This is a genomic window from Nocardioides sp. BP30, assembly GCF_029873215.1.
In the GTDB taxonomy this organism is placed as follows: domain Bacteria; phylum Actinomycetota; class Actinomycetes; order Propionibacteriales; family Nocardioidaceae; genus Nocardioides.
The window spans coordinates 2,237,310-2,258,185 of sequence record NZ_CP123620.1 but is presented as its reverse complement, the minus strand read 5'-3'; the positions used below and the strand labels follow the sequence as shown (position 1 = coordinate 2,258,185).

The following is a 20,876-nucleotide window of genomic DNA, read 5'->3' as shown; positions in this document are numbered from 1 at the left end:
TCCCGCCTAGCGCGCCGGCGCGACGAGGGTCGGCACGAGACCGAGCGCCTCGTCGATCCTGGCCACGTCGGTGCCGCCGCCCTGCGCGAGGTCGTCCTTGCCGCCGCCGCGACCGCCGAGGACCGGCCCGAGCGCCTTGACGAAGTCGCCGGCCTTCAGCCCGCGGGCCCGGCCCGCCTCGTTGACAGTGGCCACCACCGCCACCTTCGCGTCCGCGTCACCGATGACCACCACGACGGCCGGGCGGTCCGCGGGGATGCGCCCGCGCACGTCCATGGCCAGCGTCCGTACGTCGTTGCCACCCGCACCGGCCGCGCGCGCGGCGACGACCGCCACCCCGCCGACGTCCACCGCCCCGCTGGCGATCGCGCCGGCGTTGGCCAGCAGCTGCGCCACCCGCACCTTCTCGATCTCCTTCTCGGCGCTGCGCAGCCGCTCGACCAGATCTCCGATCCGGTCGACCAGGCCGTCGGGCTGGGTCTTGAGCAGATCGGTCAGCTGGCCGACGACGTCACGCTCGCGGGCGAGGTAGCGGAAGCCCTCGATGCCGGTGAACGCCTCGATGCGCCGGTTGCCCGAGCCGACCGACGACTCGCCGGTGACGACGATCGTGCCGATCTGCGAGGAGTGGTCGACGTGGGTGCCACCGCACAGCTCGCGCGACCAGGGGCCGCCGATCTCGACGACGCGCACCTTGGCGTCGTCGTAGGTCTCGCCGAACAGGGCGATCGCGCCCCAGTCCTTGGCCTGGGAGAGGGTCATGTAGTCCCACCGGACCGGCAGGTCGGCGCGCAGCGCGTTGTTGGAGACCTCCTCGATCTCCTTGACCTGACCCGGGTTCAGCCCCTGGGTCCAACCGAAGTCGAGCCGCAGGTAGCCGGGACGGTTGTAGGACCCCGACTGCAGCGCCGTCGGGCCGAGCACCTCGCGCAGCGCGGCGTGCACCACGTGCGTGCCGGAGTGGGCCTGGCGGGCACCCGTGCGCCAGTCCTTGTCGACCTGCGCGTGGAACCGGGCGACGGCCGGGGTCAGCTCGCCGTCGACCACCCGCACCTGGTGGACCACCAGACCCTTGACCGGGCGCTGCACGTCCACCACCTCGAGCCGGCCACCGTCGAACTCGATGATGCCGGCGTCGGCGACCTGGCCGCCGGACTCGGCGTAGAACGGGGTGCGATCGAGGACGAGCTCCCCGATCTCGCCGTTGCCGAGCACGTCGACAGGCCTGCCGCCCGAGAGCAGGGCGACCCGCCCGGACTCGGTCTCCAGGGTGGTGTAGGCCTGCCAGTCGGTCGGCCCGTTGATGTCGAGGATCTCGCGGTAGACCGACAGGTCGGCGTGCTGGCCCTTCTTGGCGCGGGCGTCGGCCTTCGCGCGCTCGCGCTGCTCGGCCATCAGGGCGCGGAAGCCCTGCTCGTCGACGCTGAGGCCGGCCTCGCTCGCCATCTCCAGGGTCAGGTCGATCGGGAAGCCGTAGGTGTCGTGCAGCTGGAACGCCTGCGCGCCGGCCAGCACGGTGCCACCGGAGTCCTTCACGGACCCGGCGGCCAGGTCGAAGATCTGCGTGCCGGACTGCAGCGTCTTGCGGAACGCCTCCTCCTCGGCGTTCGCCACCCGGATGATGCGGTCCCAGTCGCTGTGCAGCTCGGTGTAGGTCTCACCCATCCGGTCGCGCGAGACCGGCATCAGCTCGGGCAGCGCCGGGTCCTCGTAGCCGAGCAGCCGGACGTTGCGCACAGCGCGGCGCAGCAGCCGGCGCAGCACGTAGCCTCGCCCCTCGTTGCCCGGCGTGACACCGTCACTGATCAGCATCATCGAGGAGCGGATGTGGTCGGCGACGACCCGGAAGCGGACGTCGTCCTCGTAGGCGGCGCCGTACTTCTTGCCGGTGAGCTGCTCGGCCTTCTCGATCACGGGGAAGACGACGTCGGTCTCGTACATGTTGTTGGTGCCCTGCAGCAGGTATGCCACCCGCTCCAGGCCCATCCCGGTGTCGATGTTCTTCTGCGGCAGCTGCCCGGCGATGTCGAAGTCCGACTTGGAGCGGACCGCGGAGAGCTCGTCCTGCATGAAGACCAGGTTCCAGAACTCCAGGTAGCGGTCGCCTGCGTCCCAGTCGCGGTCGGCGCCGAAGGCCGGCCCGCGGTCGATCAGGATCTCCGAGCACGGTCCACCGGGACCGGGGACGCCCATCGACCAGTAGTTCTCCTTGGGCGGCAGCCGGACGATGCGGTCGTCGGGCAGGCCGGTGATCCGGCGCCAGAGCCCCACTGCCTCCTCGTCGCCGTCCAGGACGCTCGGGTACAGGACGCTCTCGTCGAAGCCGAAGCCGCCGTCGGCGATCGCCTTGGTGACCAGCTCCCAGGCGAGCGTGATGGCGCCCTCCTTGAAGTAGTCGCCGAAGGAGAAGTTGCCGCACATCTCGAAGAACGTGCCGTGCCGGGTGGTCTTCCCGACCTCCTCGATGTCAGGGGTGCGGATGCACTTCTGCACGCTCGTGGCACGCGGGAACGGCGGCGTCGCCTGTCCCAGGAAGTAGGGCTTGAAGGGCACCATGCCGGCGTTGACGAACAGCAGGTTGGGGTCGTCGAGCAGCAGCGACGCCGAGGGCACGGCGGTGTGCGGGAGAGCCGGGTTGTCGGCGAAGTGGCTGGTGAACCGGCGGCGGATCTCCGCCGTGCTCAGCCAGGTGTCGGGCCGGCCGTCCGGTGTCGCTGTCGTCACTGCTTGCCATCCTTGCGTTCGTGGGTCGAGCCGCCGTCGTGGGGAACGAGCGACGGCGTGTCGAGACCGCTGGTCAGTTGCGGCGTGGAGTCGGGGGACGGGGCGAACCGCTCGCGGAGCCGGACCTCGGCGTCGGCCTTGCCGACGGCCACCTCCTCGCGGAAGAGCCGGGCGCCGAGACCGAGCGCCTGCCAGCGATCGCGCAGCCCGTCGGGGGTGAACGCCTCGGCGGCCCGGCGACCGCGGATCGCTGCGTAGAGCCCGGCACCGGCGCCGGCGGCGAACCACAGACCCCGGCGCATCTCAGGCCACCCCCGCGTCGGGTTCCTCGGCGGCCATGCCGGGCGCCGGGGCGGTCGTCGGGGTGGTCGTCGGGCCGCTGCCGGCGCGGCGCCGGGCGCGGTACTCCCGCAGCGCCTCCCTGGCCTCCAGCCTGCGCTCCTTGCGACTGCGCTTGAGCTCGCGCCTCATCTCGAACCGGATGCGGTTGCGGGTCTCGGGCGCAAGCGCGCGCCGCAGCCCGTGCGCCAGCGATGCCGTCTGCACGACTGTCTCGCGCAGCACCGCGTCCGCGAAGGCGGGCGCTGTCAGGCTCACCTGCGCCGGCGCGCGGTCGGTGCCGTCCGCCTCGAGAGCCTCGAGGGAGCCGAGCCTGGTGATCACGAACTCGCGGTCGTCGGCTGACTCAGCGTCGCCCCCTGACCGCGCACCGGGCCTCGTCCTCTGCTCGAGTACGGCGAGGCGCTCGCGCATCTCGGCGAGGTCCTGCTCCGCGACCTGCTCGCGCCGTGACGCCGCTGTCAGCGCGCGGCGTCCGGCGATCACCGCGACCAGCGCCAGGGCAGCCGCGACCACCGCCACGAGGGCGAGGGTGATCGAGAGCGCGGTCATGGCCCCCGACCCTATCGCGCACCACCACGGATGATCGCGCGGATCCGTTCCCAGCGCTCCTTGACCGCCGCCTCGGCGCCGTAGCTGGTCGGCTGGTAGTAGGCGGCGTCCTCGACGGCGTCCGGAGCGTACTGCTGCTCGGCGATGCCGAACGGCTCGTCGTGCGCGTACTTGTAGCCGGCACCGTGGCCCAGCTTCTTCGCGCCGCCGTAGTGGGCGTCGCGCAGGTGGGAGGGAACCTGACCGATCCGGCCGGCCTTCACGTCGGCGATCGCCGCGAAGATCGCGGTCGTGACCGCGTTGGACTTGGGCGCCACCGCGAGGGCGATGGTGGCGTGCGCCAGTGTCAGCTGTGCCTCGGGCAGGCCGATCAGCTGCACCGTCTGGGCCGCCGCGACGGCTGTCTGCAGTGCCGTCGGGTCGGCCAGGCCGATGTCCTCGCTGGCCAGGATCATCAGCCGCCGCGCGATGAAGCGCGGGTCCTCCCCCGCCTCGAGCATCCGGGCAAGATAGTGCAGCGCGGCGTCGGCGTCCGAGCCGCGCACCGACTTGATGAAGGCGCTGACCACGTCGTAGTGCTGGTCCCCCTGGCGGTCGTAGCGCACCGCCGCCTGGTCGACGGCCGTCTCCGCCGCCTCGAGGGTGATCTCGACAGGAGCCTCGACCGGCTCGGTCGAATCGGTCGAATCGGTCGAATCGGTCGACCCGGTCGAATCGGTCGACGTCGTGCGCGGAGCGCCACCGGGCGCCATCGACAGCGCCGCACCCGCGGCCGCCTCCAGGTAGGTCAGGGAGCGCCGCGCGTCGCCTCCTGCCAGCCGCACGAGGTGCTCCAGCGCCTCCTCGGCGATGGTGACCCGGCCGGCGAGGCCTCGCTCGTCGGTCAGCGCGCGTCGCAGCACGCCCCGTACGTCGTCATCGGTGAGCGACTCCAGTCGCAGCAGCAGACTGCGGGAGAGCAGCGGGCTGATCACCGAGAAGAACGGGTTCTCGGTGGTGGCCGCTACCAGCGTCACCCAGCGGTTCTCCACCCCCGGCAGCAGCGCGTCCTGCTGGGCCTTGGAGAACCGGTGCACCTCGTCGACGAAGAGCACCGTCTCGCGGCCGGTGCGGACGAGGTCGGCCCGGGCGGCGTCGATCGCTGCCCGCACCTCCTTCACCCCGGCACTGACGGCGGAGACCTCGACGAAGCGGCGATCGGTCTGCCGCGAGACGATCGAGGCGATCGTGGTCTTGCCCGTCCCCGGCGGGCCCCACAGCAGCAGCGAGAGCGACTGGTCGCCCTCGATCAACTGCCGCAGGGGCGAGCCGGGCGCGCGCAGCTGCTCCTGTCCGACCAGCTCGTCGAGCGTGCGCGGACGCATCCGCACCGCCAGTGGAGCCGCCACGTGGTCGGCGTCGGAGAGGGACCCGCCCTCCGGCGTACGCGAACCACGCGACGGCTCGTCGGCGATCTCGAAGAGCCCCTCCACGACTACGCAGTATGGATGGTGCGGTTCCCGAGGTCGAACCAGGTGTTGCTGAAGCTCGGTCCCGTCGGCAGCTCGACCGGGCTGGCGCCCGGGTCGGGGGTGCCGTAGTCGTCCACGCCCAGCAGACGCGAGGTCACCGGCGTCTCCGGCGCCTTGCCGATCTCGCCCGGGAAGTGGCAGGCCACCTTGTGCGTCGGGCCGATCTGCAGCAGCGGCGGCTCGACCTTCGCGCAGATCTCCTTGGCGATCGGGCAGCGGGTGCGGAACCGGCAGCCCGAGGGCGGGTTGATCGGGCTCGGCACGTCGCCGGTGAGCCGGATGCGCTCGCGGCGGCCGCCGAGCGTGGCCTGCTTGACGTCCGGCACGGCAGAGAGCAGTGCCTGCGTGTACGGGTGGTGAGCGTGGTTGTAGATGCTCTCGCGGTCGCCGATCTCGACGATCTTGCCCAGGTACATCACCGCGATCTCGGGGCAGAAGTGCCGCACCACCGCGAGGTCGTGGGCGATGAACAGGAACGCGATGCCGAACTCCCGCTGCAGGTCCTGGAGCAGGTTGATCACCTGCGCCTGGATCGACACGTCGAGAGCCGACACCGGCTCGTCGGCCACCAACAGCTTCGGCTGCAGGGTCAGGGCGCGGGCGATGCCGATGCGCTGACGCTGACCGCCGGAGAACTCGTGCGGGTAGCGGTTGTAGTGCTCCGGGTTGAGCCCGACGATCTCGAGCAGCTCCTGGACGCGGCCGAGGATCTTGTCCTTCGGCAGCACCTTGTGGATCTCCAGGGGCGCGCCGATGATCGAGCCGACGGTGTGCCGCGGGTTCAGCGAGGTCGCCGGGTCCTGGAAGATCATCTGGATCTCGCGCCGCAGCGGCAGCAGCTGGCGCTGGGAGAGGTGCGCGATGTCGCGGCCCTCGAACTCGATCGACCCGTCGGTCGGCTCGTAGAGCCGGGTGATCAGCCGGCCGGTGGTGGACTTGCCACAGCCGGACTCGCCCACCAGCCCGAGCGAGCCGTTGGTCGGCACCTGGAAGGAGACCCCGTCCACGGCCTTGACCGCGCCGACGGTACGCCGGATCACCCCGGGGCTCTTGACCGGGAAGTGCATCTGCAGGTCGTTGACCGTGAGCACCGGCGGTGCGGACGGGTCGGCCGTGACAGCGGTGTGCCCCGAGACCTTCAGGTCGTTGTCGGCACTCATCCCTGCTCCTCCACCAGGTCGGGCGCGATCTCGGGAAGTACCTCGATCGCGTACACCTCGTCCGGGTTGGCGAGGTGGCATCGCTTCGTGTGGTTGCGGCCCTCCGCCACAGGCAACAGCTCGGGCAGCTCGGTGAAGCACAGGTTCCCCGGCACCTTGTCGCGGTGCGTGCAGCGCGGGTGGAAGGCGCACCCGCTCGGCGGGTGCAGGAGGCTCGGAGGGTTGCCCGGGATCGGAATCAGCTTCGCGTCGGTGTCGCCCAGGACGTCCGGGACGCTGGAGAGCAGGCCCCAGGTGTAGGGCATCTCCGGTCGGACCAGGATCTCGGCGGTGGGGCCGTACTCGACCGCCCGGCCGCCGTACATCACCAGGACGTCGTCGGCCATCTCGGCCACGACACCGAGGTCGTGGGTGATGATGATGATCGCTGAGTTGAACTCCCGCTGCAGGTCCTGCAGCAGGTCGAGGATCTGCGCCTGGACGGTCACGTCGAGGGCGGTCGTCGGCTCGTCGGCGATCAGCAGGCCCGGGTCGTTGATCAGGCTCATCGCGATCATGGCGCGCTGGCGCATACCGCCGGAGAACTGGTGCGGGTAGTCGTCGACGCGGCGCGAGGGCTGCGGGATGCCGACCCGGTCGAGCATCTCGATCGCGCGGGCCCGCGCTGCGCGACGCGAGACGTGGTTGTGCACCCGGTAGGCCTCAGCGATCTGGTTGCCGACCGTGTAGTACGGGTGCATCGCCGAGAGCGGGTCCTGGAAGATCATCGCGACGTCCTTGCCGCGCCGCCGACGCATCTCCTCGTCGGAGACCTGCAGCAGGTCGACGCCGTCGAGCAGGATCTCGCCGGAGACCTGGGCGTTGGTGCCGCGGTGGAGTCCGAGGATCGCCGAGCTCGAGACGGACTTGCCCGAGCCGGACTCGCCGACGATCCCGAGCGTCTTGCCGCGCGCGACGTCGTAGGAGAGTCCGTCGGTCGCCTTGACGACACCGTCGGAGGTCGGGAAGTGGACCACCAGATCGCGGACGGACAGGTAGCCCTCGCTAGCGGCCGAGCTTCCGGTTTCAGCGTTGTTCACAAGTGTGCTCATGTTTCTTCCTCAGACCAGCCGCACGCGGGGGTCGATGAAGGCGTAGAGGATGTCGACGATCACGTTGGCGACGATCACGAACGCGGACAGCAGCAGCACGATGCCGACGATCGTCGGCAGGTCCTGCCGGGAGTTCGACGTCACCGCCAACAGGCCGAGGCCGTGGAAGGTGAAGACGTTCTCGGTGATGATCGCGCCGCCCAGCAGGATGGCCAGGTCCAGGCCTGCCATCGTCACCAGCGGCGTCAGCGCCGCGCGCAGGGTGTGCTTGAGCAGCAGCGGGACTCGTTTCACGCCCTTCGCCTTGGCCGTGCGGACGTAGTCCTCGCCTGAGGCCTCGATGATGAAGGCGCGGCTCATCCGGGCGTACGCAGCCATGTAGAACAGCGCGAGCGTCAGCGCCGGCAGGATGAGGTTCGTCAACCAGAGCCCAGGATTCTGGGTGAAAGGCACGTAGACCGGCAGCTCGAAGATCTGCCAGCGGATGGCGACGAAGCGCAGCAGCAGGAGGCCGATGACGAAGGTCGGGAACGCGTAGAAGACCAGCGAGAGCCCGACGATGCCGCGATCGAGGAACGAGCCCTTGGTCATGGCGGCGATGATGCCGAAGAGCAGGCCTCCGATGATCCAGAGCACGAAGGCGACGATCGCGATCGAGATCGAGACCGGAGCCGCTGACTTCAGCTCGCTGTTGACGGTCGTCGTGTTGACCATCGAGTAGCCCAGGCACGGGGCGGCGCAGTGCGTCACCAGGCTGGGGTTCGCCTTGCGCAGCGCCGGGTCGTCGGGGTAGTCGCGACCGGCGACGACGCCCTTGAGGAACTTGCCCCACTGCACGACGAGCGGCTTGTCGTAGCCGAGCGCCTTCTTGGTCTGCGCGATCTGGGCCGGCGAGCAGACCTTGCCGCAGGCGTTGCGGGCCGGGTCGAAGGCGCCGGAGAAGAACAGGATGAACGTCACCAGACTCATCACGATGAGCAGGGCGACGCCGATCACGGCTCGCCGGACGATGTAGGCAAACATGGGGTTGGGTGCACCTTGCCGTTCAGGGCCGACCGGTGCGGGGCGGGACGCTCACGAGTCCCTCCCCGCACCGATGTCAGTCACTTGGGTAGGCAGGCGGCGGCCGAGGTCATCGACCGCCGCCGTCGCCGTTACTTGACGTTGATCCCGCCGAGGTCGGGGTAGCCGTTCGAGGCCGGCGTGTTCGTGTAGCCGGTCACGTTGCTACCGCGCAGGAGGTTGAAGATCTGGTTCTCCAGCGGGATGTAGGCGTAGTCCTTGCCGAGCTGGGCGTCGGCCGCCTGCAGAGCGGTGGTCTGCGCGTCCAGCGAGGCGGCGTTCTGCGCCTGGTCCACGAGCTTGTTGAACGCCGGGTCGTTGTACTGACCGTAGTCGCTGTTCGTGGAGTCCTTGGTCAGGTTGACCCGGCCGTCGAACAGCGGCGGGGTGACGGTGATGGCGGACGGCCAGTCAGCGCCCCAGCCGGCCCAGTAGAGGTCACCGTTGTTCGAGGGCTTCTCGATGGTGGTGTAGTAGTTGTCGGCGTCGATACCGGTCAGCGTGACCTTGAAACCGGCCTGCTCCCACTGCGACTTGAGCACCGCGGCCTGCTTGTCGGCCGTGTCGGTCTTCTCGTACATGAAGTTGATCGGGTACGGCGTCTTCACACCGGCCTGCTGCAGCAGCTGCTTGGCCTTGTTGACGTCGCCGCTCTCCGGCGCGTCGAACGCGGGGTTCGCCTTGTAGCCGACGACGCTCGGGGCGACCAGCGAGTGAGCCGGCTTGTAGGAGCGCGAGCCGCCGCCGGCGTCGATCCAGCCCTGCTGGTTCGTCGCCTCGTACAGCGCCTGGCGCACCATCGGGTTGGTGATGTGCTTGACGTTGACGGCCAGGTAGTCGATGTAGGGCGACTCGACGGTGGCGAGGCGGTCGTTCACCGAACCCTTGAGCTGGCTGTAGCGGGTCGGCGGCACGGAGCGGTCGGTGACAGCGTTCTGGTCGTTGCCGCTGTCGGCGATGAGCCGGTCGGAGATGGTCTCGGTGGTCGAGCCGACCTGGAAGACGATCTTGTTCGGCAGCGCCTTGCGGATGTCGGTTGAGTCGGTCGACTTGTCGTAGTTCGGGTTGCGAACGAACGTGCCGCCGGTGTTCTCGTTCCAGGTGCCCTGGAGCTCGTACGGGCCGTCGGAGAAGACCTGGTAGTTGGACTTGTCGCCCTGGTCCTTGTCCTGGCGGTACGGGTCCATCATGTGCAGCGCGGCGATGGCCAGCGGGAAGTCCGGCCACGGCTTCTTGAAGTTGTACGTGATGGTGTTGCCCGAGCAGGTGATCGCCTTGTCGAAGGCGGCCTGGCCGGCCTTGTTGGCGGCCGTCTTGTCGTACGGCCCGGCGTAGATCGAGGTGCCGTCCTTGTTGGTCGGCACGTCGAGGTAGGACACCAGGTAGTTCGGGCCACCGGGGATGACGCTCTGGGCGAAGACGCGCGACGCGCCGTACTTGAGGTCGTCGCAGGTGATCGGCTTGCCGTCCTGCCACTTCACGCCGTCCTTCAGCGTGAACTTCCAGGTCTTGGCGCCGTTGCTCGAGGTACCGGTGTCGGTGGCGAGGTCCGGGACCGGCTTGGTGCCCGCCGTCACGTCCGAGGTGTCGGGGAACGTCACCAGCTGGCGGTAGGCCAGCCGCGACAGGTTGGTGATGTCGCGACCGATGTAGACCCGCTGCGGGTCCAGGTGCTCGGGCTTCGCGGAGGTGGCGGTGAGGTAGTACAGCGTGCCCTTGTTGGCAGAGCTGGAGCTACCGCCGCTGTTGCCCGCACCACCGCAGGCCGAGAGGACCCCGACCGAGAGCGCGGCGATCGCGCCCACGGCGGCGATCCGCCTACCGTTCGTCGTCATTCGTTTCTCCTTGGTTGAGGCGCCCCCGCTGGGCGGCGCACGTTCCCTTGTGGGGGTTCTGGGGGCGGTCGGCTACCGGCCGGCCTTCGGGTCGAGCGCGTCGCGCAGACCGTCGCCGAGCAGGTTGAAGCTGACGACCACGACCACGATCACGACCGCCGGGATCCAGAAGTAGATCGGATCACCGTCGATCCACTGCGTGGCATCCGAGAGCACGTTGCCCAGGGTGGGCAGCGGCGCCTGCACGCCGACCCCGAGGTAGCTCAGCGCGGCCTCCGCCGAGACGTAGGACGGGAGCATCAGCGTGCTGACGACCAGCAGCGGCGCCCACAGGTTGGGCAGCAGCTCGCGGAAGTAGATCCGGCTGTTGGAGGCACCCAGCGAACGAGCGGCGTCGATGAACTCCCGCTCGCGGATGGAGAGCACCTGGCCGCGGATGAGCCGCTGCACCGAGGGCCAGCCGAAGAAGCCGAGCACGAGGATGACGTAGAGCGCGTTCGCCAGGTTCCCCTGCAGGTGCAGGTGGTTGCGGAACAGCGTGATGATCGGCGCTGAGAGCGCCAGCAGCATCAGGGTCTGCGGGAAGGACAGCGTCAGGTCGACGATGCGGCCGATGAAGGAGTCCGCGAATCCGCGCGAGTATCCGCCGATGATGCCGAGCACGGTCCCGATGACGACGGAGACGATCGTGGCGCACAGGCAGATCCCGATCGAGAACGCGACCCCGACCCACAACCGCGACAGCACGTCCCAGCCGCTGCCCGGCACGACGCCCAGGAGGTGGTGCGAGCTGATGCCGCCGTGCGCCCCGGTCGGCGTACCGCCGTTCGCCGGGTCGGTCAGGTTCTGGTGCAGCGAGGAGTAGTCGAGGACGCCGAGGCGCACCAGGAGCGGCGCGAGGATCGCAGCGATCGCGAGGAGGGCCACCACGATGAAGGAGACCATCGAGAGCTTGTCCCTGCGGAACCGCTCGACCGCCAGGCGCGTGGGCGACTTGGCTGCCGGCGCCTCCCCGACGGTGACGACTCCGACCTCGGAGCGCTGTTCGGTCTCCGTGGGGCTGATGGCCATGCGTACCTCGTGGCTGCTCGGGTCGATCGGACTGGTGCCCCTCCTCGCACCCGGCTTCACGGACCCTGTGGTCGCGCGAGAGCCGGTGCAGCTGGCTGGTGCACCGTTCCGACTCTAAGTGACGCCACACCCGCGGGCGACCACCTGCCGGTAACGATCTGGTCTCAACCTGTTGCAGCGCCGTTTCACAGGACGTGTTCCGGCGCCGCCGCGGGCACTCCTACAGGTTCTTCGGTGTGACGGTGTCCACACCGGCTTCCTTGCGCTGCTCGGCGGTGATCGGCGCCGGTGCTGCGGTGAGGGGGTCGAACCCGCCACCGGACTTCGGGAACGCGATCACCTCACGGATGGAATCGGTCTTGGTGAGGTGCTGCAGGACGCGGTCCAGGCCGAGCGCGATGCCGCCGTGCGGCGGCGCACCGAACTTGAAGGCCTCGAGCAGGAAGCCGAACTTCTCCTCGGCCTGCTCCTCGCTGATCCCCATCACGCCGAAGACGCGCTTCTGGACGTCCTCGCGGTGGATCCGGATCGAGCCGCCACCCAGCTCGGTGCCGTTGCAGACGATGTCGTAGGCGTAGGCGAGCGCGGAACCGGGGTCGGTGTCGAAGGTCGCCTCGAACTCCGGCTTGGGACCGGTGAACGCGTGGTGCACGGCGGTCCAGCTGCCGGCCCCGACGGCGACGTCGCCGGAGGCGACGGCGTCGGCAGCGGGCTCGAACATCGGCGCGTCGACGACCCAGGTGAAGGCGAAGGTGTCCGGGTCCAGCAGGTCCAGGCGCCGCCCGATCTCCACGCGCGCCGCACCGAGCAGCGCGCGACTCGGCTTGGTGGCGCCGGCGGCGAAGAAGGCGCAGTCCCCCGGTGCGGCTCCCAGGTGGGCGGCCAGCCCGGCCTGCTCGTCCTGGGAGAGGTTCTTGGCGACCGGGCCGCCGAGCGTGCCGTCCTCGTTGAACAGCACGTAGGCCAGACCCCGGGCACCGCGCTGCCTCGCCCACTCCTGCCACGCGTCGAGCACCTTGCGGGGCTGGCTCGCGCCACCCGGCATCACGACGGCGCCGACGTACTCGGCGTTGCCAGGCTGGAACACCCGGAAGGGGGTGTCCCGGAAGTAGTCAGCGCACTCGACCAGCTCGAGGCCGAAGCGCAGGTCGGGCTTGTCGGAGCCGTACTTGGCCATCGCGTCGGCGTAGGTGATCCGCGGCAGCGGGGTCGAGACCTCGACGCCGATGGTGGCCCACATCGCCGTGACCAGGTCCTCCATCATCTCGATGACGTCGTCCTGGTCGACGAAGCTCATCTCGATGTCGAGCTGGGTGAACTCCGGCTGCCGGTCGGCACGGAAGTCCTCGTCGCGGTAGCAGCGCGCGATCTGGTAGTAGCGCTCCAGGCCGCCGACCATCAGGAGCTGCTTGAACAGCTGCGGACTCTGCGGCAGGGCGTACCAGCTGCCCGGGTGGAGCCGTGCGGGCACCAGGAAGTCGCGGGCCCCCTCCGGCGTGGAGCGGGTCAGCGTCGGGGTCTCGACCTCGACGAAGTCGCGGCGCCCGAGCACCTCGCGGATGGCCTGGTAGACCTTCGAGCGGAGCCGGATCGCGCTGGCGGGGCCGGAGCGACGCAGGTCGAGGTAGCGGTACTTGAGGCGGACGTCCTCGCCGACCTCACCGGCGCCGTGGGCGGCGGCGTCGTCGATCGGGAACGGCAGCGGCGCGCTCGCGTTGAGCACCTCGAGGTCGGAGACGACGACCTCGATCTCGCCGGTGGCCAGGTTCGGATTGACGTTGCCCTCGGAGCGGGCCACCACCTCGCCAGTGACCTTGAGACAGAACTCGCTGCGCAGGCTGTGCGCGAGCTCCTCGTCGCGGATCACCAGTTGGACCACCCCGCTGGCCTCGCGCAGGTCGATGAAGGCGACCCCACCGTGATCGCGGCGGCGGGCCACCCACCCGGCGAGGGTGACGGTCTGGCCGACGTGCTCGACGCGGAGGGTTCCGGCGTCATGGGTGCGGATCACTGCTGTTCCTAACGTTGAGTGGTCAGTTCTTGCGGGTCGAGTGGTCAGTTCTCGGCGGTCGAGTGGTCGCTCAGCACCACCCGCGGACGCCGGTCCTCGACCGGAGGCTCCCACGTCCGTACGTCGGCCGGCACCTGGTCACCGCTGCGGATGTCCTTGACCTGGTGCCCCTCGGCGGTGTCGAACCAGACGTAGGGGATCCCGCGGCGCTCGGCGAAACGGATCTGCTTGCCGAACTTCGCCGCGGTCGCGGCCACCTCGCAGGCGATGCCGCGGGCGCGCAGCGCCGTGGCGACGGCGTCCGCGGCCGGCCGCGACTCCTCGTCGTTGAGCGCCACCAGTACGGCGGAGGGCACCTGCCGGTCCGCGGTGAGGTGACCGCGCTGCATCAGCGGCACGAGCACGCGGCTCACGCCCAGGGAGATCCCCACGCCGGGGTACGTCGTACGCCCGTCGGAGGCCAGCGCGTCGTAACGGCCGCCGCTGCAGATCGAGCCCAGCGACTCGTAGCCCTCCAGGCGGGTCTCGAAGACGGTGCCGGTGTAGTAGTCCAGGCCGCGCGCGATCGAGAGATCGGCTACCACGCTCACCTTGTCGGTGTTGAGCGGCGCGCAGGCGCGGATCAGGGTGGCCAGCTCGGTCAGTCCCTCCTCCAGCAGCTCGCCGCTGACGCCCAGGGCGCGCACGCGCTCGACGAAGGAGTCGTCGCCGGCCGAGATGGTGGCCAGCTCGAGGCAGCGGTCCGCCTGCTCGTCGCTCAGACCGGCCTCGGCGACCAGAAGCTTCCCGACCTCGGCGACCGGCAGCTTGTCGAGCTTGTCGATCAGCCGCATCACCTCGTCCACGTCGGGGGCGCCGAGCGCGGAGTAGAAGCCCTGGATCAGCTTGCGGTTGTTCACCTGGAGCCGGAATCCCGGCAGACCGATCGAGTCGGCACCCGACAGCCGCGCGAGCGCCTCCAGCATGACCCGGGTGACCTCGACGTCGTGGTGGAAGGACAGCACGTCCTTGCCGACGATGTCGATATCGGCCTGGGTGAACTCCCGGAACCGGCCCTCCTGCGGCCGCTCGCCGCGCCACACCTTCTGGATCTGGTAGCGCCGGAAGGGGAACTCGATCTTGCCGGCGTTCTCCAGCACGTAGCGCGCGAACGGCACCGTGAGGTCGAAGTGCAGGCCCATGCCGGCATCCCCGGCGCCCTCGTCCTGGAGCCGCTTGAGGACGTAGACCTCCTTGGAGGTGTCGCCCTTGCGCAGCAACTGGTCCAACGGCTCGACCGCACGCGTCTCGACGTTGGCGAAGCCGTGCAGCTCGAAGGTCTGCGCCAGGGTGGCGACCACCTGCTGCTCCACGAAACGCTGCGCTGGCAGGAACTCGGGGAAGCCGGAGAGCGGCGTCGGCTTGGTCATCGAGGGAACCTCATCGGGTCGTCAGGTCCTGCAGGAACGGGTTGGTGGCGCGCTCGCGCCCGATCGAGGTCTGCTCGCCGTGGCCGGGCAGGACCACGATGTCGTCGGGAAGGGTCAGCACCTTCTCAGCGAGGCTGCGCAGGATCGTGGCGTGGTCCCCGCCGGGAAGGTCGGTGCGGCCGATGGAGCCCTGGAAGAGCAGATCGCCGGAGAACATGACCTCCGAGATGCCCGTGTCGGCGCCGTACGGCGAGCGGAAGGTCACCGAGCCCTCGGTGTGTCCCGGCGTGTGGTCGACCACGAACCGCAGGCCGGCGAGCTCCAGCGTCTGGCCGTCGGCCAGCTCCTGGACGTCGTCGGGCTCGGCCCAGGTGTGCTCGCCGCCGAGCATCATCCGCGCCGTCTCGGGCGACATGCCCTGCATCGGGTCGGCGAGCAGGTGCCTGTCCTTGGGATGGATCCACGCGGTGGCGTCGTACGTCCCGGCGACCGGTGCCACCGAGAACATGTGGTCGACGTGGCCGTGGGTCACCAGCACGGCGACCGGCTTGAGCCGGTGCTCGCGGACGACGGCGGCGATGCCCTCGGCCGCGTCCATGCCCGGATCGATCACGACGCACTCGGTCCCCGGACCGGTGGCGGCGAGGTAGCAGTTCGTTCCCCACGGGCCCGCGGGGAAGCCGGCGATCAACACCGGACAACCCTATCGAGCGCAACCGGGCGCCACCGCATCGACACCTCTGACTACGATGGGCACCCGCGGGTGAGAGCCAGCCCGGAGCAGCACAGCATCAGCCGACGAGAAGGACGACCAGTGACGAGCGAGCAGTGGGGCCGCGTCGACGACGAAGGCACGGTCTTCGTGCGCACCGCCGACGGCGAACGTGCGGTCGGGCAGTATCCCGAGGGCACGCCGGAGGAGGCGCTGCACTTCTTCACCGAGCGCTACGCGGCCCTCGCCTTCGAGGTCGAGCTGCTCGAGAAGCGGGTTCACGGCGCCAAGCTCAGCCCCGAAGAGGCCACCGAGTCGATCAAGAACGTCCGGGCCCAGGTGACCGACGCCAACGCCGTCGGCGACCTGGCGGCACTCGCCGCGCGCCTGGACGCGCTCACGCCCCTGATCGCGACCCAGCGCGAGGCCCGGAAGGCCGAGCGCGCCGCGAAGTCCGCCGAGGCCCGCACCGAGAAGGAGCGCGTGGTCGCCGAGGCCGAGCGACTCGCCGAGGGCAACGACTGGCGCAACGGCGCCAACCGGCTGCGCGAGCTGCTCGACCAGTGGAAGGCGCTCCCCCGCATCGACCGTGCCAGCGACGACGCGCTCTGGCGCCGCTTCTCCACCGCACGGACGGCCTACACCCGGCGGCGCAAGTCGCACTTCGCCGAGCTCAACGAGAAGCGCGAGGGTGCGCGGGCGGTCAAGGAGCGGCTCGCCGCCGAGGCCGAGCAGCTGGCCGGATCGACCGACTGGGGCGCTACTGCCGGCCGCTACCGGGAGCTGATGCGGCAGTGGAAGGCAGCCGGCCCGGCCCCGAAGGACATCGACGACGCGCTGTGGAAGCGCTTCCGAGGCGCTCAGGATCTCTTCTTCGGATCCCGCGACGAGGCCAACGCCGCCGTGGACGCGGAGTTCGCCGCCAACGCCGAGGTCAAGGAGCAGCTGCTGGTCGAGGCCGAGGCCCTGCTGCCGCAGATCGAGTCCGGTGACCTCGGTGCCGCCAAGTCGGCCTTCCGTGACCTCGCCGAGCGCTGGGACGCGGCCGGCAAGGTGCCGCGGGAGCGGATCCGCGACCTCGAGGGCCGGATGCGCAAGGTCGAGCAGGCGATCAAGTCCGTCGAGGACGAGCAGTGGCGCAAGTCCGACCCGGAGAAGTCGGCCCGCGCCGACGACATGATCAGCAAGCTCACCGACGCGATCGCGAAGGTGGAGTCGGATCTGGACAAGGCCCGAGCCGCCGGGGACGCCAAGCGGATCGCCTCCCTGGAGGAGAACCTCGAGTCGCGCAAGCAGTTCCTGGAGATGGCGAAGCGGGCCTCGGCCGACTTCAGCTGACCCGCCGAGACGTCAGTTTTCGCGGGTCGAGAGGTCAGTTCCTGCGGATCGAGTGGCCGCTACCGGTTCGGTAGCGGCCACTTTCCATCCACAGGTACGACGGCGGGCAGCGTCGTCCCCAGCCTGCCGATCGGCGGTGGTCAGGCCGTCGCCGGCACCGGAGGGTGGCGGCATGACCGAGACCACCACGACCAACGAGCCGTTCCACCTCTCCTCCCTGCCCGAGCTGGGGCTGACGGCGGGCGATCTGCGCCGAGCGCTCGAGCGCGGAGAGGTGCGCCGCGTCGTCCGCGGCGTGTACGTCGCCGCTGCGGCGCCCGACTCGATCGAGCTGCGGGCTGCTGCCCTGCGCCTGGTCGTCGGGCCGGCGCAGGTCGTCGTCGACCGAACGGCGGCGTGGCTGCACGGCACCGACACCTACGCGGCCGTCGAGCTGGGTCAAGGAGCGCCGATCGAGACGTGCGCGCTGCGCGGCCACACCCGCAGCCGGCTGGCCGGCGTGCGCGGACGCAGCCGCGACCTCCGTCCCGAGGACATCGTGGAGCTCGACGGTCTTCGCGTCACCACCCCGCTGCGCACCGCCCTGGACCTCGGGTGCCACCTGCGGCGTCGGGAGGCGTTCGCCGCGCTGTGCTCGCTGGCTCGGGGACACACCCTCGAACCCTGTGACCTGGTGACGGCCGCCGATCGATTCGTACGTCGTCGCGGTGTCGTCCAGCTGCGCGAGCTGGTGCCACTGGTGGACCTGCGCCTGGAGTCCCCGCGCGAGGCCTGGACGCTGCTCGCGATCCACGATGCCGGGCTGCCGCTGCCGGAGCCGCAGCTGTGGATCGAGGTCGACGGCGTGCCGACCTTCCGGCTCGACCTCGCCTACCCGCAGCAGCGCGTCTACGTCGAGTACGACGGTGTCGAGTTCCACGACAGGAGCGACGAGCAGCGCGACCACGACCGCGCCCGCCGACGATGGTTGCGCGAGCATGGCTGGACGGCCATCGTCGTGCAGCGCGGCGACTTCACCGGCGCCGAGCTCGATCGGTGGCTGGGCGAGCTGCGTCGCGCCCTGACTGCCGCGACGTACACGACCCGGCGCTGGTGAGACGGTCTTCGGCGGCCACTCGACCCGCAAGAAGTGACCTCTCGACCCGCGGAAGGTGACGTCTCGTCGGTCAGGAGGTCACGCGGTACGCGTCGAACACACCCGGTACGTTGCGCACCGCCTTGATCACCGTGTCGAGGTGCTTGGCGTCGGCCATCTCGAAGGAGAACCGCGACTTGGCGACCCTGTCGCGCGAGGTGCTCAGCTGGGCGGACAGGATGTTCACGTGCGCGTCCGAGAGCGCCATCGTGATGTCCGAGAGCAGCCGGGAACGGTCCAAGGCCTCCACCTGGATGTTGACCAGGAACGTCGAGGACGAGGTCGGCGCCCATTCCACGTCGATGAGCCGCTCGGGCTGGTTCTTCAGCTCGGCCGCGTTGGTGCAGTCCAGCCGGTGCACCGAGACCCCGCCGCCCTTGGTCACGAAGCCCAGGATGGGGTCGGGGGGCACCGGCGTGCAGCACCGGGCCAGCTTGATCCAGACATCCGCGCTGCCCTTGACGATGACGCCGGCGTCGCCGCCGGTGGCGATCTTCGAACGGCGCGGGCGGGTGATGGTGACGGCCTCGGCGAGGTCCTCGGCCGCGCCCTGGTCACCGCCGTGCTCGTCGACGACCCGGCGCACCACCGCCTGCGCGGAGAGGTTGCCCTCCCCCACCGCGGCGTAGAGGGCACTGACGTCGGCGATGTTGAAGTGTCGGGCCGCGAGCGTCAGCGACTCGTGGGACATCAACCGCTTGAGCGGCAGCCCCTCCTTGCGCATCAGCTTGGCGATCGCGTCCTGGCCCTTCTCGATGGCCTCCTCGCGGCGCTCCTTGGTGAACCAGGCGCGGATCTTCGAGCGGGCCCGGTTCGACTTGACGAACGAGAGCCAGTCCCGCGAGGGCCCTGCGGTGGGCGCCTTGGAGGTGAACATCTCGACCACGTCGCCGTTCTCGAGCGTGGACTCCAAGGGCACCAGCCGGCCGTTGACCCTAGCCCCGATGGTCCGGTGACCGACCTCGGTGTGCACCGCGTAGGCGAAGTCCACCGGCGTGGATCCGGCCGGCAGCGCGATCACGTCACCGCGCGGCGTGAAGACGTAGACCTCGGCGCGGTTCATCTCGAAGCGCAGCGACTCCAGGAACTCACCCGGGTCCTCGACCTCGGACTGCCAGTCGAGCAGCTGCTTGACCCAGCTCATGTCGTCGACGTCGCCACGCTTGTCGGTGTCGACGCCGGCCCGGCCGTCCTCCTTGTACTTCCAGTGCGCCGCGACGCCGTACTCCGCCCTTCGGTGCATGCCGAAGGTGCGGATCTGCATCTCCACCGGCTTGCCCTGCGGGCCGATGACGGTGGTGTGCAGCGACTGGTACATGTTGAACTTCGGCATCGCGACGTAGTCCTTGAACCGCCCCAGCACCGGGTTCCAGCGCGAGTGCAGCACGCCCAGGACGCTGTAGCAGTCGCGATCCTCGGCCACCAGGATGCGGATGCCGACCAGGTCGTAGATGTCGGAGAAGTCCTTACCTCCGACGATCATCTTCTGGTAGATCGAGTAGTAGTGCTTCGGTCGGCCGGTGACCGTCGCCTTGATCTTGGCCTCGCGTACGTCGTTCTCCACCTGGCTGATCACCTGGGCCAGGAACTGGTCGCGCGAGGGGGCACGCTCGGCCACCAGCCGCACGATCTCGTCGTAGATCTTGGGGTGCAGGGTGGCGAACGCGAGGTCCTCCAGCTCCCACTTGATCGTGTTCATGCCGAGCCGGTGGGCCAGCGGCGCGTAGATGTCGAGGGTCTCCCGGGCCGACCGCTCCTGCGACTTCTGCGGCACGTAGCGCAGCGTGCGCATGTTGTGCAGCCGGTCGGCCAGCTTGATCACCAGGACGCGGATGTCCTTCGACATCGCCACGATCATCTTGCGGATGGTCTCGGCCTGGGCGTTCTCGCCGTACTGGACCTTGTCCAGTTTGGTGACGCCGTCGACCATCACCGCTACCTCGTCACCGAAGTCCCGACGCAGCTCCTCGAGCGCGTACGGCGTGTCCTCGACGGTGTCGTGCAGCAGGGCCGCGACCAGGGTCGGCTCGGTCATGCCGAGCTCGGCGAGGATGGTCGTGACAGCGAGCGGATGGGTGATGTAGGGGTCACCGCTCTTGCGCATCTGCCCCTCGTGCAGCCGCTCGGCCGTCACGTAGGCGCGCTCGAGGAGCGCCAGGTCCGCCTTGGGGTGGTTGGCACGGACCGCGCGGAACAGCGGCTCGAGCACCGGATTGGCGCCGTTGTTGCGCTGCCCCATCCGCGCCAGCCGTGCCCGCATGCTTCGGCCCGACGGCGCCGAGGACCCGCCCTCGCGCACGCGCACCGCCCGCTCGCGCGGGGTGGCGACAGCGCGTTCCTCACTCATGCAACGAGTCTAGTCAGAAGCCCGCAGCCGGCGGCTCAGACCCGCATCAAGGCGTGCACCGGTACGTCGTCGCCGATCGCGGCGCGACCGCCCAACGCACCGAGCTCCATCAGCACCGCGACCGCCACGACGTCGGCGCCGCTGCGCCGCGCGAGGTCGACCGTGGCCGCGACGGTGCCGCCGGTGGCCAGGACGTCGTCGACCAGCAGCACCCGCTCGCCGGGAGCGACCGCGTCCTGGTGCAGCTCCAAGGTGGCGTTGCCGTACTCGAGCGCATAGGACACCGCGTGCGTCTTGCGCGGCAGCTTGCCCGCCTTGCGCACCGGCACGAACCCCGCGCCGAGCGCCAGGGCGACCGGCGCCGCCAGGATGAACCCTCGCGCCTCCATGCCGAGGACCTTGTCGACGATGGGGCGCCCGGACTCGTCGCAGCCGGCGGCCGCCAGGGCCTGCACCACCTCGGTGAAGCCGTCGTGATCGGCCAGCAGCGGCGTGATGTCCTTGAAGACGATCCCCGGCTCGGGGAAGTCGGGGACGTCGACGATCAGCCGGTCGAGGGTCTGCGCCAGCGTCACGGCA

At 69.9% G+C, this 20,876-nt stretch carries 16 protein-coding genes; 2 read left to right on the top strand and 14 right to left on the bottom strand.

Features of this window, described 5'->3' with window-relative positions:
* Window positions 1–6 precede the first annotated feature (6 nt).
* The 12 genes from alaS to P5P86_RS10625 form a co-directional block, all read right to left on the bottom strand.
* Window positions 7–2,685, bottom strand: a complete 2,679-nt coding sequence (gene alaS / locus P5P86_RS10680; protein ID WP_446724938.1) for an alanine--tRNA ligase — start codon at window positions 2,683–2,685, stop codon at window positions 7–9.
* A gap of 35 nt (window positions 2,686–2,720) precedes the next feature.
* A complete protein-coding gene (locus P5P86_RS10675; protein WP_280607415.1) occupies window positions 2,721–3,026 on the bottom strand; it encodes a DUF6167 family protein in 306 nt (101 codons plus the stop codon).
* A gap of 1 nt (window position 3,027) precedes the next feature.
* The gene (locus P5P86_RS10670) at window positions 3,028–3,615 is read right to left on the bottom strand and encodes a hypothetical protein (RefSeq protein WP_280607414.1); all 588 of its coding nucleotides are present in this window, start codon (window positions 3,613–3,615) and stop codon (window positions 3,028–3,030) included.
* A gap of 11 nt (window positions 3,616–3,626) precedes the next feature.
* Window positions 3,627–5,087 carry a replication-associated recombination protein A gene (locus P5P86_RS10665; protein WP_280607413.1) on the bottom strand — a complete coding sequence of 487 codons (1,461 nt, stop codon included), beginning with the start codon at window positions 5,085–5,087 and terminating at the stop codon, window positions 3,627–3,629.
* Between the two features lie 2 nt (window positions 5,088–5,089).
* The gene (locus P5P86_RS10660) at window positions 5,090–6,286 is read right to left on the bottom strand and encodes an ABC transporter ATP-binding protein (RefSeq protein ID WP_280607412.1); all 1,197 of its coding nucleotides are present in this window, start codon (window positions 6,284–6,286) and stop codon (window positions 5,090–5,092) included.
* Window positions 6,283–7,377, bottom strand: a complete 1,095-nt coding sequence (locus tag P5P86_RS10655; protein WP_280607411.1) for an ABC transporter ATP-binding protein — start codon at window positions 7,375–7,377, stop codon at window positions 6,283–6,285. The genes P5P86_RS10660 and P5P86_RS10655 overlap by 4 nt, the downstream gene beginning before the upstream one ends.
* Before the next feature lie 9 nt (window positions 7,378–7,386).
* A complete protein-coding gene (locus tag P5P86_RS10650) occupies window positions 7,387–8,400 on the bottom strand; it encodes an ABC transporter permease (protein ID WP_280607410.1) in 1,014 nt (337 codons plus the stop codon).
* A gap of 131 nt (window positions 8,401–8,531) precedes the next feature.
* The gene (locus P5P86_RS10645) at window positions 8,532–10,274 is read right to left on the bottom strand and encodes an ABC transporter substrate-binding protein (RefSeq protein WP_280607409.1); all 1,743 of its coding nucleotides are present in this window, start codon (window positions 10,272–10,274) and stop codon (window positions 8,532–8,534) included.
* Window positions 10,275–10,346: 72 nt separating this feature from the next.
* Window positions 10,347–11,345, bottom strand: a complete 999-nt coding sequence (locus P5P86_RS10640) for an ABC transporter permease (RefSeq protein ID WP_280607408.1) — start codon at window positions 11,343–11,345, stop codon at window positions 10,347–10,349.
* Between the two features lie 220 nt (window positions 11,346–11,565).
* A complete protein-coding gene (gene aspS / locus P5P86_RS10635; protein ID WP_280607407.1) occupies window positions 11,566–13,356 on the bottom strand; it encodes an aspartate--tRNA ligase in 1,791 nt (596 codons plus the stop codon).
* Window positions 13,357–13,400: 44 nt separating this feature from the next.
* The gene (hisS, locus tag P5P86_RS10630; protein WP_280607406.1) at window positions 13,401–14,765 is read right to left on the bottom strand and encodes a histidine--tRNA ligase; all 1,365 of its coding nucleotides are present in this window, start codon (window positions 14,763–14,765) and stop codon (window positions 13,401–13,403) included.
* 10 nt (window positions 14,766–14,775) lie between these two features.
* Window positions 14,776–15,459, bottom strand: coding sequence for an MBL fold metallo-hydrolase (locus P5P86_RS10625; protein ID WP_280607405.1), 684 nt, complete (start codon window positions 15,457–15,459; stop codon window positions 14,776–14,778).
* Window positions 15,460–15,579: 120 nt separating this feature from the next.
* Here P5P86_RS10625 and P5P86_RS10620 point away from each other — a divergent pair, with 120 nt between their 5' ends.
* Window positions 15,580–16,815 (top strand): DUF349 domain-containing protein, encoded by a 1,236-nt coding sequence (locus P5P86_RS10620; RefSeq protein WP_280607404.1) that lies wholly within the window; start codon window positions 15,580–15,582, stop codon window positions 16,813–16,815.
* A 172-nt stretch (window positions 16,816–16,987) separates the two neighbouring features.
* Window positions 16,988–17,911: a type IV toxin-antitoxin system AbiEi family antitoxin gene (locus P5P86_RS10615; protein ID WP_280607403.1), complete on the top strand. Its 924-nt coding sequence runs from the start codon at window positions 16,988–16,990 to the stop codon at window positions 17,909–17,911.
* Window positions 17,912–17,981: 70 nt separating this feature from the next.
* Here P5P86_RS10615 and P5P86_RS10610 read toward each other — a convergent pair whose 3' ends face one another.
* On the bottom strand, window positions 17,982–20,210 hold the full coding sequence (locus P5P86_RS10610; RefSeq protein WP_280611248.1) for a RelA/SpoT family protein: 2,229 nt from the start codon (window positions 20,208–20,210) through the stop codon (window positions 17,982–17,984).
* A gap of 122 nt (window positions 20,211–20,332) precedes the next feature.
* A complete protein-coding gene (locus tag P5P86_RS10605) occupies window positions 20,333–20,872 on the bottom strand; it encodes an adenine phosphoribosyltransferase (RefSeq protein WP_280611247.1) in 540 nt (179 codons plus the stop codon).
* Window positions 20,873–20,876 lie beyond the last annotated feature (4 nt).

Bases quoted from the DNA above. Each gene is read 5' to 3' on its own strand.
- P5P86_RS10675 (WP_280607415.1), bottom strand. From the start codon at position 3,026: ATGCGCCGGGGTCTGTGGTTCGCCGCCGGCGCCGGTGCCGGGCTCTAC.
- P5P86_RS10670 (WP_280607414.1), bottom strand. From the start codon at position 3,615: ATGACCGCGCTCTCGATCACCCTCGCCCTCGTGGCGGTGGTCGCGGCT.
- P5P86_RS10660 (WP_280607412.1), bottom strand. From the start codon at position 6,286: ATGAGTGCCGACAACGACCTGAAGGTCTCGGGGCACACCGCTGTCACG.
- P5P86_RS10655 (WP_280607411.1), bottom strand. From the start codon at position 7,377: ATGAGCACACTTGTGAACAACGCTGAAACCGGAAGCTCGGCCGCTAGC.
- P5P86_RS10650 (WP_280607410.1), bottom strand. From the start codon at position 8,400: ATGTTTGCCTACATCGTCCGGCGAGCCGTGATCGGCGTCGCCCTGCTC.
- P5P86_RS10645 (WP_280607409.1), bottom strand. From the start codon at position 10,274: ATGACGACGAACGGTAGGCGGATCGCCGCCGTGGGCGCGATCGCCGCG.
- P5P86_RS10640 (WP_280607408.1), bottom strand. From the start codon at position 11,345: ATGGCCATCAGCCCCACGGAGACCGAACAGCGCTCCGAGGTCGGAGTC.
- hisS (WP_280607406.1), bottom strand. From the start codon at position 14,765: ATGACCAAGCCGACGCCGCTCTCCGGCTTCCCCGAGTTCCTGCCAGCG.
- P5P86_RS10615 (WP_280607403.1), top strand. From the start codon at position 16,988: ATGACCGAGACCACCACGACCAACGAGCCGTTCCACCTCTCCTCCCTG.
- P5P86_RS10610 (WP_280611248.1), bottom strand. From the start codon at position 20,210: ATGCGGGCACGGCTGGCGCGGATGGGGCAGCGCAACAACGGCGCCAAT.